A 17,282-nucleotide genomic window follows, 5' to 3' on the forward strand; every position below is an offset into this window, starting at 1 on the left:
ATCTTAGGTTCTGTAAGTTCAATGTGCATGATTCTGATAAAGATGAATAAGCAAAAAATCATGCTTAAAGCTAACTTATTTCTTGGTTGTTGAATAATATTTTGGTGTCGCACCTTTCACGGGTTCTTTCATTTGAGAACGCCACTTTGCGTAGACTTGTTTCATCGCCTCGGCTTTTTCTGGCATTTGCGAAATTAGGTCTTTAGTTTCACCTGAATCATTCACGAGGTCGAAGAGTTGGAGTTTATTCTTTAGAGTAAGCAGTTGAAACTGATCTTTAACGAGTCCTTGTTCATCAAGTTGATATTTTTGATATTGCTTGGCTTCGGGGAGAACGAGTTTATGATCTTTTTGACGAATGGCCCAACTTTTCTTTTTTCCCATATCCCAAATCAGATAATCGTGAACGTCGGCTTGCGCACCTTTGAGATGCGGTATGAGGGAGAGCCCATCGAGTTTATTCTTAGGACTCAAGCCAGTAAGATCTGCGATAGTCGCAAAGATATCCATGTGAGATACGAGCGCATCAGATTTGTTGGCCTTAGGGAGCTTAGCGGGATAAGAAACAAGGAAAGGCACATGAAGAGCTCCATCCATCACCGAATACTTAAAGGCATTTAAATGACCATTGTTAGCGTAGGATTGATGAGAGCCACCATTGTCTGAAGAAAAGAAAATCAAGGTATTATCTCTAATTTGCTGTTCATCTAAAGTCTTCAAAATCTTGCCAATGGCTTGATCTATCATTTCTAAATGGATTAAGTACTTGAGACGACCATAGGGGTCAGGATTTTGTAAATGGCAAACTTGTTTGTACCACTCATTATACTTCAAAGTTTTAGGATCCCACAAAGGATACTCCCAGGTGCTGGCATTGGGATCCCATTTGGGCTGCTTAATACCGTGCTTTTTCGCCAGCTCTTCGGGAACTAAATGCAGTGGTGTATGAACGGCATTGAAAGAAAGCCTCAGATAAAAAGGCTCATCCTTATTTTCAACAATAAACTTCTGAGCTTCCACGGTGAAAACGTCGGTGATATTTGTGTCTTTAAATGAAGCATTCTTCTCATATCCACGCATGAGAGGTCCAAGGAATTTTATATTGCCTTTATGACCAGCCTTTTTCGCTCTTTTTTTGTAAGCATCCAAATGTTCTTGGCTCAACATAAAGAAATCCCAAGAATGATCAATAAATCCAAGAAAATCATCAAAGCCGTGATCCATAGGGTGTTGTTTAAAACCCTTATTCATATGTGTTTTACCGACTTTCATGGTTTTATAGCCAATAGATTTTAAAGCTTCGGCAATAGTTTGTTCTTCTTTGGGTAAACCTCCCTCGCCATAATAATAGGCTCCCCAGCGTTGCTGATAGCGCCCAGTAGAAAGGCCCAAGCGCGATGCGCTACAAATTGGTGAAGTTGAGTAAGCATTGCTAAACCATGTGCCACTGCTGGCTAATTTATCGAGCTCAGGAGTTTTGACATCAGCTTCAGTATAGTCATGAAAACCCACATCGGCATAACCTAAGTCATCGGCGAGAATGATAATAATATTAGGCTTATCTTGTGCGCAAAGACTTAGACTGATTAAGAGAAAAAGAAGTAATTTATACATAGAAGGGCTCTTTCATTAATGATTGATTCTGTATGTTTTAAACTCAATCATAGTGGGGAGATCTAAACAGTAGAAGCAATATAAGTTTCGTAAAAGATCTCATTAGCCCCATCTTGATGATGGTCGACTAAGAGCTACAAAATCTACTGCTTAGCTCATTACTTGCCTAAAAGCAGGTAGAAGGCTAAGCTCATTGTGTAGCCGCCGAGGCCAATGATGAGGCAAATGGAGGCATAGTGGTAGGTCTTGGTTCTTTGATCGCGACGTCGAATGAGTTCTTGAAGTGTTTCTTCAAGGGTGTCGGCTCGGTATTGGCTCAACCACTGTAAATTCAGAGGGCCAGAAATGAGTAAGAGGGCGGTAATAAGGGTGGAGAAAACTCCAAGGAAAATACTAATTTTAGCAGCTAAACCGGATTCGGCGATCTTGATGCCAGAAAAACCTGTTATAGTCAAACAAATGGTAACCAGACCAATGAGCATTTGTGAACGAGTTTGTAAGACATTAAAGCTCTCGCGCAGGAGGGCGTATGTTTTTTCTAGCTTGGGGTCGGAATGTAATTCATTTAGGAAATCAATTTCGCTTTTCGTATCGAGTTTTTTCATGATTCATATTCCTATTTTATTCAGTTCAAATTAACTTGTTGATCTATATAGATCGTTAAAGTAGTCTTTCAAAATTTCATCTCGTAATTTTCTGGCTTCTGTGAATGAACGAGTTCGAAGCGAGCGACGGACACGTTCTTTTGTCACTGGAGTGGGATAAACTGTGTATTGTAAAAACCAAACACCATTATTATTCCACATGTGATGATTGAGATTAGTTTTATTGCTTCGCGTCATTTCTTTGATGGGATGCATGAATTCACCTTCAAATGTTATATGGATTATTCGTAAAGAGGGAGGAGCTCTTTATCGCCTGGTCAAGGAAAGGCATTTCCTAGCAGGGGAGTTCGAGGGGACAGCGTCCCTCTCGTATGATGGAGTACATCATGTCCTTTTTCTAGTTAATCGTGATTATTAAAACCCTGACTCAGATAACTAAAACTAAGTTCGAAAGACTGAGCCAGGGTAATAAATTAGTGTTTAAAACCGTCTTGGTAGATGGCTTCTGTTAGGTAAGGCGCCCAGTTCTTTTCAAAGAAAATTTTTCCAGGGTCTTCCATCTCACGAAGGGCATCAATACGCGTTACAAAGTCATTAGTTTTTGGATCGAGACCAATGACAATTTTCTCCTCTTTGTGCTCTTCCTTTTCAGTGATGAAACGGTATTCATTGAGCTCGCCGAGGCGTGTTTCAGGTACATCTTGTCCATCCTTGGCACAGAGTGCACGCGCACCGCGACTGCCGCCACCATTTTTGATGTAAAGTGTGAGACAGTTCAATACTGCTTCTGCAGAGAGTGCCGTTTGGCGCCATTGGAAATAACTTGCAGCGTGACGTGAAGTTTTGATACTTAATCCCTTTTCGAGCTTGCGATTGAGAGTTTGCGTATCGAGCAAAGCTTTGAGAACATCATCGCGCTGACAAATGAATCCGGCTTTATCACTCATTCTATTTTGAATGATATCGCGAACTTCTTCGCAACTCGGTTGTGAATCATCTTCGACAGCTTTTTTAAGTTCAGCAAAGACACTAGTAATTGTTTCTTGGTGTTGATCTAAGTTGCTGATCTCAGGTGTTTCCGCACCTTGGCTCGCAATATGTTCTGCACACCGCGTGCCAAAAACTTGACCTGCGTTGAGAGCCGCGCCACCTGGACGAGTGACACCATGTGTGCCGGCAACCTCACCTATAGCATAACAAGAATTGAGTGAACTTTGTGACCAAATATCTACGTCAACGCCGCCATTCATGTGTTGGTTAGAAACATTGAAGGGAAGGGGATCTTTGCCAATGTCGTGACCATGCATTTTATAGAGTTCAATTGCAAGTGGATTCATTTGACGCAAGCGGTCAATTGGGAGTTCCTGTAGAGCTTCATTATTTACGAGGTAATCACGAACATCATCATCGAGCCTTTCGAGACTAAAATCTTGTTCATTGGGAACGGCTTCAGGATTTCTATTGAAGTCCATGAGGATTGTACGCCCCTTTTGACTCTCGATATAAATGGCTAAGTCAACTAAGCTGGAGCCATAATCTAACATGCGCGTTGCATGGAAGGGCCATTGATAACCCTTGCGGAAAACATTTGACACGAGTTCTTGAGTCGTACGGTAGTACTCAGCTAAGAAATTATGTTCATTGCCATCTTTATCTAAAGAATAGATGTAGGGCAAGACTTGAACGTAAGTGCCTGAAAGATTCCAAGGAAACTCAGTTCGTCTCGTGCCAATACCGAATTGACTCTCAGTAAGGTTAGTAGCTTCGACACCGGCTTCTAAAGCCATGCCTAAAGAACCAAAACAGTTTTTTGGGTAAACGCTATCGCGATAGAGTTCACCAGGCCCGCCAGTGGCGAGAATGAGTTTGTCACAGAGAATAACAATGAGACCAAATTCATTCGTCTCATCAGTACGATTAATCGCAATTAAGCCTGAGCAGACTTCTTCACCATTTTTCTGACTCTTGAGAATTTGCACACCCGTGGTGCCTTTGAGAAAGTCGACACCTAAACGAATCGCTTCCTCACAGAGAACTTTAACCATGAGACGCGATGTGCGAGGTCCGCAACTCGTCGCACGACCCACTTCATCGTGATCCGTTTGATAACGCAAAACCGCACCAAAACGGTCCTGAGGAAGCGGGAGACCCATGTATTGCAGGCTATTGAAAGCGCGGAGTGAATCCACCCCCTCGATATAGGCGGTATCTTTGTCCATGCCACCGCCAGAACTAATATCTTGCCCGAGCTTAACAAAGTCATCGCCGCGATTACTCGTTCCAGCTGTATGGAGAGTTTGTTTATCTGAGCCAGAACATGCCGAAGTACCACCAAACATTGCACTACTAGCTACCGTGACATCAACATTTTTGCGTTTGAGTTCTACGGCAGCTCGCAAGCCGGCAGCACCACTACCAAGTACAAGTGAACTTGTCGTGTAAACGGGAACTTGCATGCCAGCAATTTCAATAATTTGATGACTCTGACGTTCACTGGCGCCACCAGGCATTTTGACCCGTGTGAGTGAATCGAGGATGTGTTGTGGGATACTTTGGCTCATAAAATTCTCCTAGAGGTGTCTGATTTGGAAGCCACCATCAACATCAATGACGGTACCAGTAGAGAAGGGGAAATCTCCGTCGATGAGTGATCTAGTGGCGAGGCCGAGGTCTTTTGCCGTACCCCAGCGTTTTTGAGGCACGAGGCCATCTTCAATTAAAGCGTCATACTTCGAAGTAACGCCTGCAGTCATATCTGTCTTCATGATACCAGGGCGCAATTCGTACACTTGGATATTCTCATCTGCTAAGCGCTGAGCCCAAAGCTGGACGGCCATCGAGAGACCCGCTTTCGAGATACAATAATCGCCTCGACTAATGGAAGCGGTGTGAGAAGATATTGAGGTAACAAATACGATGCGGAAACCACCTTTGAGTGCTTCTGGCTTTTCCTTGAGCCAGTAATTGGCAACTTCCTGAGTCAAGAAGTAGGGCCCCATAAGGTTAGTTTTGATCAATGATTCGAAAGATTCTTCACTCGCCTCAGTAATATCGGCGCGTACACTTGGTGCGATCCCCGCATTATTTACCAGTGAATCCAAGCGTCCAAATTTATCGAGGACGGCTTTAAGCATCGCCGAACGCGATTCTGAACAGGAAATATCACCACGTACAGGGAAGAATTCTTGATTATCGTTTGGCGCCGCTTGGCGACAGAGCTCAGCAGCCTCTTCGGCTGCGACCTGATTGCCTGCGTAGTTAATGGCTACTGAGTAACCACTAGCGGCGAGTTCGATGGCTATACCGCGGCCGAGGCCACGGCTTGCACCAGTTACTAATACAACAGCTGCTTCGCTCATCTTCTGACCTTAACCTAACTCTGGGACGTCAACCCAACGTCTTTCTTTGTGGGAATCAAGGCTGAGCTCAGCGAGTTGAACACCTTTGGCACCTTCGAGAAGTGACCAGCGGAAATCTTCGTCGAGTTCAACGTGACGGATGAATTTTTCCCATTGGATTTTGAAAGCGTTATCGTAGAAACCTGCGTCAGGGACTTCATGCCATTGGTCGAGGTAGTTAATTGGAGAATCAATATCTGGGTTCCAAACGGCTTTAGGAGTGATTGAGTGAGGCTGAACGAGACATTTACGAAGACCAACAATTGCTGAGCCGTGTGTGCCATCGACTTGGATCGTGAGTAAGTCGTCTTTGCGAACGCGAGTGTTCCAGCTCGAGATCATTTGAATGTGCATGCCATTTTCGAGTTCGAAAGTTGCATAAGCAGTATCATCCGCCGTACATTTGTAGGTCTCACCATTTTCATCCACACGCTCGTCAAGAATGGTAGCTGCGCGACAAGATACTGATTTAACTTCGCCAAAGAGATTGTCGAAAACATAACGCCAATGACAGTGCATATCGATGATCATACCACCACCATCTTCTTCGCGGTAGTTCCAGCTTGGACGCTGAACAGGCTGATCTTCTACTTTACCATCAAATACCCAGTAACCGAAGTCACCTTTGATAGAGAGGATGTCGCCAAAGAAACCTTGTTCTTTGAGCATAGAGAACTTACGGAGTCCAGGCAACCAAAGTTTATCTTGAACAACGCCATTTTTAAGTCCTGCTTCAGTACAAAGTGTGTAGAGGTAGAGTGCTTCATCAGTAGTGATTGCCGTTGGCTTTTCGCAGTAGATTGCTTTGCCAGCTTTCACAGCCATTTCAACGAACTTACGACGGAATTGAGTTCCTGAAGAGTCAAAGAAAATTTTGTAGTAGGGATCATCGAGAACGGACTGAAGATCAGTTGTGAACTTTTCGACGCCGTACTTTTCAGCTAGAGCTTTGATTTTGTTTTCGTTACGACCTGTAAGAACGGGATCAGGCATAAGAGTGAGATCGTTATTGATCTTGATACCACCTTCCTGCATAATAGCGTGAATAGAACGCTCTAAGTGTTGGTTAGTACCCATACGGCCAGTGACGCCGTTCATGATGATTCCGATTTTTCTGATTTCCATGGTGTTATCCTTGTAGTTTTTTATTTATTCTTTAGTAAAATTGTATGTAGTTCACATTTCAGTGTGAGTTTTGCTTTTTGAGTGCCAAGCAGGAGCTTGGCGTTCCCGGGTTTTCGTTCCCATTTTAGCTGTGAGTTAATTAGATGACCTGAAATTTTCACCTGTTACCTGAAAGCTTTTACCTGTCACCTTTTCTTAATATTTAAGTTGCTTGTAGGATTCGATGATCTTATTGAGATATTCTTTTTGATCCATTGCCCAATAGCGATTAGAGAAAATTTCGACTTCGTGGAAGCCATCAAATCCGGCTTCGCCAACCCATTCACTTATGCGATCAACGGGAATAATGCCTTCTCCCATTAGCCCACGGTCATTGAGCATATCTTCGGCATTCGTTTTCCAATCACAGATATGGTAAGAAAAGAGATTGCCGTTTTTTCCACAGCGCAATAATTCGCTTCTCAAGTGCTCTTCCCAATAGAGGTGAAAGACATCGACTGTAACGCCTACGTGAGAGTGATTAAGGCCTTCAGCGAGTTCATTAGCTGAACGCATCGAACTAATTGAGGAGCGCGTATCTGCATACATGGGGTGAAGGGGTTCAATACCAAGTTTGACCCCAGCTTGTTCAGCATGAGGTAGTAGGGCGGCAATTCCATCGCGAATTTGTTGGATGTTTTGTTCAACAGTTTGGCCTGGACTTGCACCACAGACTAAAACGACGAGTGGGGCGTCAATTGCTTGCGCTTCATCAATAATGATTTTGTTTTCATCAATCGCCGCTTGACGATCACCTTGACTTTCACCAGTGAAAAAGCCACCACGTACTAAGGAAACTGGTTTTAAGCCCGAGTTCTTGATGTCGCGATTCACTTGCTGTAAATCTTTACCTTCAATTACGTTGCGCCAGACGGATATACCACCAATGCCAGCTTGTTCATAATTGCTAAGACATTCATCTAAAGTCCATGGCTTATTGGTCATGGTATGAATGCATAATTTACTGAGATCTTTCTGAGACATTTGTGCAATCCTTATTCGTTATTTATTGCGTGCAATAATTAATTATATTTGCATGCAATAAAAAAACAAATGTATTTCACGAAAATTTTAACAAATATTTAAAATTAAGCTGGGATGAGACGAGAAATATAATTGGCGGATTTACCATTAAAGAACATATTTGAATAAATACATTATTTTATTTCATAGAAAAGTTGCATAAAAAAAGACTGCCAATTAAGGCAGCCTTTTGAAGCTTTGATGAAATAGCAAGGTATTGAGTCGCCTGGTTAAGGATTGGCAAATCCTTACAGGGGAACTCGAGGGGGCAGTGTCCCGCTCGTATGAACTAGCGTATGCTCGTTAAATTATATCTAAAGAATCACTTCTTTTTAATGTCTGTGGGTTTATGTGGGTTCTTGGTTTGGATCATTTTACCTGCAGGGTCGTGAATGAGGTTTAGGTCTTTATCTGAATCAAGTTCCATCAAACGAGCTGGGTAGCTATCTTTGCGAATACCAAAACTCTCGCGGCGGGTATCGAAGGGCTTGAAGCCCAACTTGAGTGCCGGTGAATCTGGGCTGAGGGTGAAGTCGCCATTTGCGGGGTCCGCAAAAAGTGGGTCGGCGATGAGGCTCTCATCATTGGCGCCCTTCTTTTTGTGGCGCGCAATACCTTTTTCAGCATCAGCAAAGAAGTAGACATTATCTTTAAAAGTGGATTCCTCGAGAATACCGCCATAGCGTTTGGCATCGACGACAATATTGCGGATAAACTGCGCGTCTACAAAGCTCTCTTGCTTGGGGTAAGGACGGTTAGTGATCATTTGCCCAACATTATAAACGATGTTGTTGATGAAGTTATTGCGATCCTTAAGAACGAAGGCACGACCGTGAACATTATTCATCACAATGTTATTCATGATCAGTGTATCGCGTTGCCAGTCATCAGTACGAATACCCACGAGATTGTGACGAACGAGATCACGAACCATGTTGTGACGAACGATATTGCCTTTTCCCGCGCCAGATATATTGAGTGCTGAGCCATCATTGAGGCGACGGAGTGCATTGATGATGAGGTTATCTTCAACGAGGTTATTGCGAGCGTGGAGGAAAGGCGCACAGCGTTCAGCATAGACGCGATTATCATTTAGATTAAGATCTTCACCGAGGAAGTCTTTAATCTCATGCCAACGAATTGTTTGGCAGCCTTCATCCCACCATTTTTCGGGAGCCATGAACATTTGACAGCGCACACCACAGAGGCCAATACCCTTGCGTGGGACATCGTGAATGGTGTTATTAATAATTTTATTATTACCTGATTGCCAAGCAAAAATGCCGTGGCCATTCCAAATGATTTCGCCAACGTGATGAATGATATTATTGCGAATGAGGTTGTTGCGATTCACATCTTTAGTTCCGGGACCGTAACCACAGAGTAGGATGCCCATGTGACCCGTGTAGGAAATAAGGTTATTATTGATGTCGTTGTTTTGCGCGTGGAGGTCGAGGCGCAGGGCTGAACCACCCGTTGCAGTGAAATGACATTCGCTCACATCGCAATTCTCTGTGCCGCGGAAGCGTACGAGAGCATTATCGAAGTCGAAAGTATCCCAGTCGTGTTGAATGCCCCAGCCCTTACGATCTTTGTACCAATCTCCGCGCTTGGCGTGTTTAAAAGTGATACCTTTAAAAGCAATATTGCGAACGGGTGTATCAACCGGACCTTCATAGTCAATATCACCCTCGACTTTAACGAGAACATCGAGTGAGGGGAAAGTCATTTTGCCCGGCTTATCACCCTTAGGCCAATAATAAACTTTGCCCGTCTTGGTGTTTGTCGCCCAATTGCCTGGCTCGGAAATGAAGTCGACGCTATTTTCTAGCCAGTTGGTACAGAAATTCTTTTTGCCGTAGGCCGCTGCGTTGGCATGGAAAGTCATAGTTAAGTAGCGTTCTTTGACGTTGATTTCTTTGAGTTGAATCAGCGACATGGTCCAAGGCACGGGAACCAGTGCACATTCAATATCCTCAACATTCTCCCATTGACGGAAGATATGATCGTACTTGGCATCCCAAGGAACTTTTTTGCAGGTCCAAAGATCTTTTTCATGGAGTGGACCCAGTGAATCGGCACGTTCGTGATCATAAGGCTCACCCAAGAAGCTCTCAGAATTGGAACGCGGCTGCCAAACATCACCATCAAAGAGCACGCGCGGGTTTTTAATTCCTGCAGGAATATCTGCCACCCAAACTTTACCCTGAGCCTTTTTATTGAGGTGAGGAATATTGGAAGCTTTTTTCCATGCACTGATTGCAGTAGCTGAACTCAGTACAGGGACTTCGTTTTTATAGGCGGCATAAGTCGTTTTGAAGCCATCCAAAGCACTGTCTTGTGTGTTGAGTACAAAAGTCTTGGAGAGCTTATAATGACCCCCACGCAGGTAGACATTGATATCCTCTTGTTTTTCTTGGAGAGATAGTGAGCGAATTGAATCTCGAGCTTGCTCTAAACTGGCAAAAGGTTTGGCTAAAGTACCTGGGTTGCTATCTGAACCCTGCGGCGAGATGAAGTAGTCTTTAGCTTGTAGGCCAATTGAAAGGCCGAGCCCCATTAAGCCAAAAGCTAAACGATTGAGTTTACTTTTTGTCATGTGAATCCTTATTTTGATTAATGTATGAATCAATACAAAGCAAAGACGGAGCTTTTAACTCGGATTAGACATTCTAATAATTTTTATTTGTAATTTTATCAAGATCGCTACGCTGAAAGACCAGTCACTTCGTTCCTTGTAAGATCGGCTACGCCTGCAGATCGTTCGCAAGCTCACTGCAGTGAGATGAAAGTGGACAGTTATCAGGTTTCAGTTGGCAGATAAAAAATGTTTTTGTTGCTGGGAGCGCAGGCATCCTGCCTGCATAATCATTAAAGTTGGCAGTTATCAGATCGCTCATTTCATTTGCTGCAGATCGTTCGCAGGCTCACTGCAGTTAAGGGAAGTTTTGAAACCATTTAAAGTTTATAATTCAAAATTAAGTATGCCCGGCGATGGCTGGCAAGCCTCGCAGGGAAGGGGACTGCGTCCTTAGAGTTCAGATTTATGTCTAAGTCTAACTTTTCTCGCTAAGGCGCCAAGACATTAAGTTTTTGTTTGGATTTTGTGGGTGTTTATCACGCAGAGTCGCTGGGGCGCAGAGGAAAGGAAGTTACAAGATCGCTCATTTCATTCGCTGCAGATCGGCTTCGCCTGCAGATCGTTCGCAGGCTCACTGCAGTTAAGGGAAGTTTTGAAAGCATTCAAAATTTAAAATTTATAATTCAAATTAAGTATGCCCGTCGATGGCTGGCAAGCCTCGCAGGGAAGGGGACTGCGTCCCTAGACTTCTGATCAGAGATTTCTTTTGATTCCTAGATCATCTGAAATGTTTTCATTCGTAATGAGTCCACATACGTAGGACTTTGATTGTGTGTTGATTTTCGATGACTTCGTAGACCAAGCGATGTTGAATATTGATTCGTCGTGAATAAGCACCACTCAAATCCCCAATTAGTTTTTCATAGGGTGGGGGAGTTTTATAGGGATCTTCTTTAATGAGATCAATGAGTTTTAAAATTTTATCTTTTAGTCCAGAGCTAGCGGCCTTTTTAGCGTCTTTTTGAGCATGTTTTGTGTAAACAATTTCCCAGCTCACCAATCAAGTTCCTCGCTGCACTCGGCGACTGAAGTTTCTAAACCATCTTTTATGGATTCAGTAATGCCCGCAATAGATGTCAGCATTAATGTTTCCTGAATTGAGCTCCAATCTTCTTCTGAAATTAATACGGCGGAATGCCTTTTTCCCGTTATATGAATGGGATCATGTGACTCGTGAACGGCATCAACTAATTTATATAGATTAGTTCTCGCTTTTGTTACTGAAATTGTTTTCATGTTTTTTAACCCCTGTCTAATGCGTACGTTTTAAAGTACGTTATTTTTACGAAGTTTCAAGTTTTATTAGGTTCAGAGTTATCAGATCGCTTATTTCATTCGCCTGTAGGCCTGCTTCGCCTGCAGATCGTCCGCAGGTTCACTGCAGTGAGGTGAAAGTGGACAGTTATCAGGTTTCAGTTGGCAGATAAAAAATGTTTTTGTTGCTGGGAGCGCAGGCATCCTGCCTGCATAATCATTAAAGTTGGCAGTTATCAGATCGCTCATTTCATTCGCCTGCAGATCGTTCGCAGGCTCACTGCAGTGAGAAGAAAGTGGACAGTTATCAGGTTTCAGTTGGCAGATAAAAAATATTTTTGTTGCTGGGAGCGCAGGCATCCTGCCTGCATGATCATTAAAGTTGGTAGTTATCAGATCGCTCATTTCATTCTCCTGCAGATCGTTCGCAGGCTCACTGCAGTGAGAAGAAAGTGGACAGTTATCAGGTTTCAGATGGCAGATAAAAAATATTTTATTGCCATTAAATAGACTGGATTAAGTATAGGCATATTTATTATTCAAAAATCTTGCTTCTCCAGATCAAGTATTTCCTTAACATTAACTTGTAATATTTTAGCAATATCTAAAGCCGTTCTAAAGTAAACTTTAACACCCGCTTCAGCTCTTTTGATGGTCGATTTAGAAATATAACATTTAGAGTCTTGGCTTTTACTCACAAACATATCCATACTCATAAGATGTGAATTTCTCAATTTTTTTATCTTATTTCCATCAAGATACACTCTTCCATTAGTTATAATTTTGTTTTCTTCTGCTAATTCTTTAGCTTCTTTTTGTAAGGCTCTTATTAAATTTAAATTCTTCTTTGAATCGGCTTCCTGTATAGCCTTTAAAAAAATCATATCTAGGGTTTGATCGAAAGGTTCAAAGTTCTGTAATTTTATTTTTTCAGCAACTTCAGGGTCATGAACAGAAATACTTGGACAAAAAAGTAGTTGACTTGGTTCAGAAAAAAAATATGACTTCCCCTTTAATGTAAAAGAATCATTTTTTTCTTTAAAAATGGTTTCATCATCGCAGTCATTCTGGATGAACTCAAAAGTCAACTTTTTAAAAACGTACAAGGGTTTAAAGTACGCTTCTGGTATGTCTCCTTTTGAAATTGAAACCTGCATCCAAGCAAAACCAGGACCCATATCTAAAATTGTATTTTCCTTAGAAATGATTAAGTAAAAAGGAAAGATTTTATTTAACCATTCGGAACTTATACCATAGGTTGAAATATATTTATCTTTTTGCATATCATTTATGAGTAGATAGTTTTAAAAATGGTTTTTTCAGCATCTTTACTTAAAACAGTTATACTAATTTTTTTGTTAAATTTAATTCCTAATGCCTCAATTAAACCAATAACCATAGGTTCTAAATCACTTCTGGCAGACCTGTAAATTAAATCTAATTCTTCTCCGGTATCATTGACTACTTGAAAATGAGGAGGTTGTAATTTTGGGAAAGAACTTGCGACATACATATGCAGCTTGTTTAAATTTTTAAGAAAATCTACAAATGAAGTCCCACCTAATTTATAGGCATTGCCATATCCTTCAGAAATGGCAAAATCCACCCAATAATGACCGAATTTTATAAGTACATCCGCTACACTCACTCCTAATTCATTACTTATTTCATGAACTAATTTAAAAATCATACTGTCGTCATAGCAATCCGTTTTTATGAAATCTCTTTCAGAAAAATCAGCTCTTTGGCTTATACGATCCCAAGCACTTGAACCTAACTCTATTTCTACTAATTTTTTTATTCCTACACCAATTAAGCCATACACAGTTTTATCCTCCAAGTAGTATTGATGTGATTTATTAAAATCACGCTTCAAATAATCATTTAATATATGATTAGAAATATATATACAAAGAAAAAATAGTCTTGATACAATTAATTAAATAAATATTTCATTTATTTCTCGGAAATTTAACTTAAGGCAAAGGTTTATTCATTTTTAAGTGAAAAAATTCTATTTCAGAAAAGACATAACACCGTCAAAATATTTATAGGTAAATCAAATAATATAATAATAATACTTTTCTGTTTATTTATTTTATATCCATTTTAATCATTAAACAAAGAATTTACTCGTCAAGCTTTTATCTCTATATTCGATAAACCCTCTTAGGAACAAGCTTATTTGTCGATAAGCTAATGTGATTATAATGATGACCGATGATCAGGGCAATAATCGCGGCTATGAGGGCAACGCCTATGTGCGGACTCTGCATATAAATTGCGTAGAAATGAATTCAGTTTGTTCAGGCAGCTTTCACCAAATACTCATGAGATCAGCATCGCGTGTCGCTTTGAGGGTAGGTAAAAACTCAGAGTACACAGGTGCTCCCCGGATAAGGAGTTATGGACGCACGCTGATGAGAGGGGATAATTACCCCATGCGCTCCCATAAAAAAAGCCCTTAACTGCAGTGAGCTTGCGAACGATCTGCAGCGAATGAAATGAGCGATCTTTAAGCGAAGCAATCTTTCCGGACGAAGTCCGATCTTTAAGCGAAGCGATCGTACAATGAACGCAGTGAGTGGTCTAGCTAAAAATCACAAAGTGATTTTTAGCTGACGGATATGTTTTTGGAGGGCATCTTTAACTGCTTTTTTGTGGACGTAGACGGTGGATTCCGTGATGCTGAGTTCTTTGGCAATTTCTTCGGTACTGCGGCCCTCGAGGCTCATAAGGAAAGCGTTGACCGTGCTAGAGCTCAGACTCTCTTTTACTTTGTCTAAAGCGAGGTTGGTGATATGCAGATGCCATTCATTATCAATGATTTCATCGATGTCTGATTTGCTGATTTTATCGATGTAGGGCAGGAGGCTCTCTTTGTTATTGACCGTAAGTTTCTCTCGAATCATTTTTTGACGATTAAAGTAATTGGTGATATGATTTTTGATCATGGTTTTGAGCCAGGCACGAAAGGAACCTTTAACAGTGCGAATATCGAGATCAGGAAGCTTTTTCCAGAGTTTAACTAAAATTTCCTGGGTGAACTCCTCGGCTTCGTTATGCTGAAGCTTACTGCGTTTACAGATGTTATAGATATACTTTTGGTAGGTTAGCATAAATTCCTCCCAAGATTTTTCATCGTGCTGATCCTTGAGGCGGTGGAGGAGTGTGTGGCGTGTTGACCAGGTATTAAATTCTTCATTCATGGGAAGGCTCCAGTACTTTAACTTCGATATTTCGAGATCTGAGTTGATTAATTTGCCCCTGAGTAAAAGTCTTTGGGGATAAAGTGAGTGCCTCTAGTTTTTTGAGTTTATTAATGGCCTGAAAATCATTGATATTTGAAAAGGCAATATTGAGCTCTTTTAGTTTGGGCATTTTCGAGAGGAAGTGTTTTTTATTGAGTTGCGAACCTTCCATATCCAAATGAGTCAGAGTGGAGAGCTTTCTGAAGTCAGCGATAACAAAGAGATTCTTCATACGGAGTTGCTGCAAACCAATATTATACAGGGGTGTGAGGTCATTGACTAAAGTATTCGAAATATCGAGTTTCCTTAGAGGGCAGCGACGAAGGTAGCGAATATGTAAGACCTGACTAGAGTTCAAATTCATTTCACTTAGGGGAAAGCCGGTAAAGGGGCTCAAGCGTTTGATCTTCGTATGGGAGAAGTCGGCTGCATACGTTCCATCGGCTAAAACTTTGAGGGAATCATTGAGCTCTAAATCATTCATCTTAGCCAAAGCTTTATTCACAAAACGTAGCTTATTAAAACCAGTTATTTCTCCCGTATTGAAGCGTAAACTGGCATAAGCAATGATGTGTTCGTAGGGGACGTAGTCAATCAGGCGCTGAGTCTTTTTTGCCATGTTAGCCTTTTCAAGTTTGAAATCAGCATGAAGTCTTTTCGAAGCTTCTAAAAGCTCATTTTCGCGCTCGAGAAAGGGGTAGCCAAATTCTTTGCTTTTTTCAAAATGTTTAATGGCTTCTTCAAAACGCAGTTCACTCATATATAAGCGAGCTAATTCCATATTGCCCTTGGGATCTTCTGGGGTGAGTTCCAAGAAAGTGTGGAGCAGTTTACGTGCAGTCTCATATTGCAAGTCGACTTGGTAGAGGTGCTGGCCATTGAGGATGATAGGAGCGGATTCTCGCAGGAGTTTGTTTTTTTCACGACGTACTTGCTGACGTTCCTCACGGGCAGATTCAAAGCGTTTTAAGTTGCCCACAGCCTCTTTTTCGTGTTCCCGAGCTTCTTGCTCATGGGCACGAGCTTGTTGTTCACTATCCTGTAGCTGAATGATGAAAAGACTACTTAAGACAATGATCAGTAATAGGAAGAATCCAGCCAATTGAAAACGTCCACGATTACGCTTGTAGAGTAGGTAGAGATTTTGTAGAAGGTTTGCTTGCTCAGCTTCAGTGGCATAGCCCGCTAAAAAGGCCTGGATCTCCTTGATTAAACTGTGCACACTCGGATAACGTTGCTGTTTATCTTTAGCCATGGCTTTACAAACAACGGCGTTAAGTGCGAGTGGAATAGGGAGCTTAGGGCAGCGTTCAAGTGGTGAAACAAAAGCAGGGAGCAGGGTTTCTTTAATGATCTCTGCACTCTCAGTAGCTAAGCATGGACGCTTTAAAGTGAGCATTGAGTAAAGGATGGCACCAAGGGCATAGATATCGGATGAAGCCCTAAGTTCAGTTCGACCTGCGCTGATTTGCTCGGGAGCCATGTAACCTGGAGTTCCACAAAGTGTGGTTTCACTGAGCTTGAGCATTTTGTTTAACTGCTCAAAAGCATGTTCTTCCTTGCCATCTTTTAATTCAGCGGCTAAGCCCCAGTCAACGACAAAGACTTCGCCAAATTCTCCAATATGAATATTTTCGGGCTTGAGGTCTAAATGTAAAACATTTTGAGTGTGAGCGTATTCGACAGCGTAACAAATTTTACTGAAAATATCGAGTAAACGAAAGAGGGGGTAGGATTTTTTATACTGAGAATCGCCTTGGCTCAACTTTGCCAAAATATCAGCGAGGTTTTCACCTTTGAGTAACTTCATGGTGAAAAAAGGTTCGTCAGAGGGACTACAACTTATGTCGTGTATGGGCACGATATTGGGGTGCTCCAATCGAGCTGTTAGACGAGCTTCATTAATAACTTTTGCTCGATCAAGTGCGGAGCTCTCATCAACTTTAAGTTCAGCCATGGCCAACTCACGCCCAGTATGCTTATCGAGCATCTTATAGATGTTTTTAACTCCACCAGTATCAATTTTTTCGAGGAGTTCATAGCGCTCGCTATTTTTTAATAAGTTGGCGACTTCCGCAAAAACTTCTTCAAGAGCAAGTTCTTCGTCATCGACTTCACGACTCAAATCAATGAGTTGGTTTTCTAAATCGCTGAAGTCGATTTTTGAGTTCATGTAAGCCCCGAAAGATAATAAATCATGATGAATTTTAAAGTACTACCGATAAATCATTAAAAGTTTAACTCATTTAATACCGAAATGATAGAATTAGACTTAAATTCTTACGCAGAAATTTCCAAAAAATATAGAAATGGTGGACTTATTTATTGAAAC

Annotated in this window: 16 protein-coding genes; 1 reads left to right on the forward strand and 15 read right to left on the reverse strand. The window is 41.6% G+C overall.

What is annotated here, in order from left to right:
- Positions 1-75: 75 nt before the first annotated feature.
- The 13 genes from LNTAR_RS04745 to LNTAR_RS04810 all read right to left on the reverse strand — a co-directional run bounded on the left by LNTAR_RS04745 (position 76) and on the right by LNTAR_RS04810 (position 13,524).
- Complete coding sequence (locus tag LNTAR_RS04745) at positions 76-1,614, reverse strand: sulfatase family protein (RefSeq protein ID WP_007277499.1); 1,539 nt, start codon at positions 1,612-1,614, stop codon at positions 76-78.
- Positions 1,615-1,772: 158 nt separating this feature from the next.
- Positions 1,773-2,219 (reverse strand): hypothetical protein, encoded by a 447-nt coding sequence (locus LNTAR_RS04750; protein WP_007277500.1) that lies wholly within the window; start codon positions 2,217-2,219, stop codon positions 1,773-1,775.
- Positions 2,220-2,249: 30 nt separating this feature from the next.
- Positions 2,250-2,474 carry a hypothetical protein gene (locus tag LNTAR_RS04755; protein WP_007277501.1) on the reverse strand — a complete coding sequence of 75 codons (225 nt, stop codon included), beginning with the start codon at positions 2,472-2,474 and terminating at the stop codon, positions 2,250-2,252.
- Between the two features lie 218 nt (positions 2,475-2,692).
- Positions 2,693-4,780, reverse strand: a complete 2,088-nt coding sequence (locus LNTAR_RS04760; RefSeq protein ID WP_007277502.1) for an FAD-dependent oxidoreductase — start codon at positions 4,778-4,780, stop codon at positions 2,693-2,695.
- A gap of 9 nt (positions 4,781-4,789) precedes the next feature.
- On the reverse strand, positions 4,790-5,578 hold the full coding sequence (locus LNTAR_RS04765; protein WP_007277503.1) for a 3-ketoacyl-ACP reductase: 789 nt from the start codon (positions 5,576-5,578) through the stop codon (positions 4,790-4,792).
- Between the two features lie 9 nt (positions 5,579-5,587).
- Entirely contained in the window at positions 5,588-6,742 is a 1,155-nt protein-coding gene (locus LNTAR_RS04770) for a Gfo/Idh/MocA family protein (protein ID WP_007277504.1), read from the reverse strand.
- Between the two features lie 195 nt (positions 6,743-6,937).
- A complete protein-coding gene (locus LNTAR_RS04775) occupies positions 6,938-7,765 on the reverse strand; it encodes a sugar phosphate isomerase/epimerase family protein (protein ID WP_007277505.1) in 828 nt (275 codons plus the stop codon).
- Between the two features lie 361 nt (positions 7,766-8,126).
- Positions 8,127-10,403 (reverse strand): right-handed parallel beta-helix repeat-containing protein, encoded by a 2,277-nt coding sequence (locus tag LNTAR_RS04780; RefSeq protein ID WP_007277506.1) that lies wholly within the window; start codon positions 10,401-10,403, stop codon positions 8,127-8,129.
- A gap of 775 nt (positions 10,404-11,178) precedes the next feature.
- Positions 11,179-11,442, reverse strand: coding sequence for a Txe/YoeB family addiction module toxin (locus LNTAR_RS04790; RefSeq protein ID WP_007277508.1), 264 nt, complete (start codon positions 11,440-11,442; stop codon positions 11,179-11,181).
- The gene (locus tag LNTAR_RS04795; RefSeq protein ID WP_007277509.1) at positions 11,439-11,681 is read right to left on the reverse strand and encodes a type II toxin-antitoxin system Phd/YefM family antitoxin; all 243 of its coding nucleotides are present in this window, start codon (positions 11,679-11,681) and stop codon (positions 11,439-11,441) included. The genes LNTAR_RS04790 and LNTAR_RS04795 overlap by 4 nt, the downstream gene beginning before the upstream one ends.
- Before the next feature lie 90 nt (positions 11,682-11,771).
- Entirely contained in the window at positions 11,772-12,104 is a 333-nt protein-coding gene (locus tag LNTAR_RS04800) for a hypothetical protein (RefSeq protein WP_007277510.1), read from the reverse strand.
- A 134-nt stretch (positions 12,105-12,238) separates the two neighbouring features.
- Positions 12,239-12,982 carry a hypothetical protein gene (locus LNTAR_RS25165; RefSeq protein WP_007277511.1) on the reverse strand — a complete coding sequence of 248 codons (744 nt, stop codon included), beginning with the start codon at positions 12,980-12,982 and terminating at the stop codon, positions 12,239-12,241.
- A gap of 5 nt (positions 12,983-12,987) precedes the next feature.
- Positions 12,988-13,524 (reverse strand): heme NO-binding domain-containing protein, encoded by a 537-nt coding sequence (locus LNTAR_RS04810; protein ID WP_007277512.1) that lies wholly within the window; start codon positions 13,522-13,524, stop codon positions 12,988-12,990.
- A gap of 385 nt (positions 13,525-13,909) precedes the next feature.
- Here LNTAR_RS04810 and LNTAR_RS27065 point away from each other — a divergent pair, with 385 nt between their 5' ends.
- Complete coding sequence (locus LNTAR_RS27065; RefSeq protein ID WP_157473238.1) at positions 13,910-14,167, forward strand: hypothetical protein; 258 nt, start codon at positions 13,910-13,912, stop codon at positions 14,165-14,167.
- Positions 14,168-14,299: 132 nt separating this feature from the next.
- Here LNTAR_RS27065 and LNTAR_RS04815 read toward each other — a convergent pair whose 3' ends face one another.
- Together LNTAR_RS04815 and LNTAR_RS04820 are read right to left on the reverse strand one after the other, a co-directional pair.
- Positions 14,300-14,908, reverse strand: a complete 609-nt coding sequence (locus LNTAR_RS04815; protein ID WP_007277513.1) for an RNA polymerase sigma factor — start codon at positions 14,906-14,908, stop codon at positions 14,300-14,302.
- The gene (locus tag LNTAR_RS04820) at positions 14,901-17,123 is read right to left on the reverse strand and encodes a serine/threonine-protein kinase (protein ID WP_007277514.1); all 2,223 of its coding nucleotides are present in this window, start codon (positions 17,121-17,123) and stop codon (positions 14,901-14,903) included. Before LNTAR_RS04820 ends, LNTAR_RS04815 begins: the two co-directional genes overlap by 8 nt.
- Positions 17,124-17,282 lie beyond the last annotated feature (159 nt).

Origin of the sequence: Lentisphaera araneosa HTCC2155 (assembly GCF_000170755.1) — a bacterium.
Taxonomy (GTDB): Bacteria; Verrucomicrobiota; Lentisphaeria; order Lentisphaerales; family Lentisphaeraceae; genus Lentisphaera; species Lentisphaera araneosa.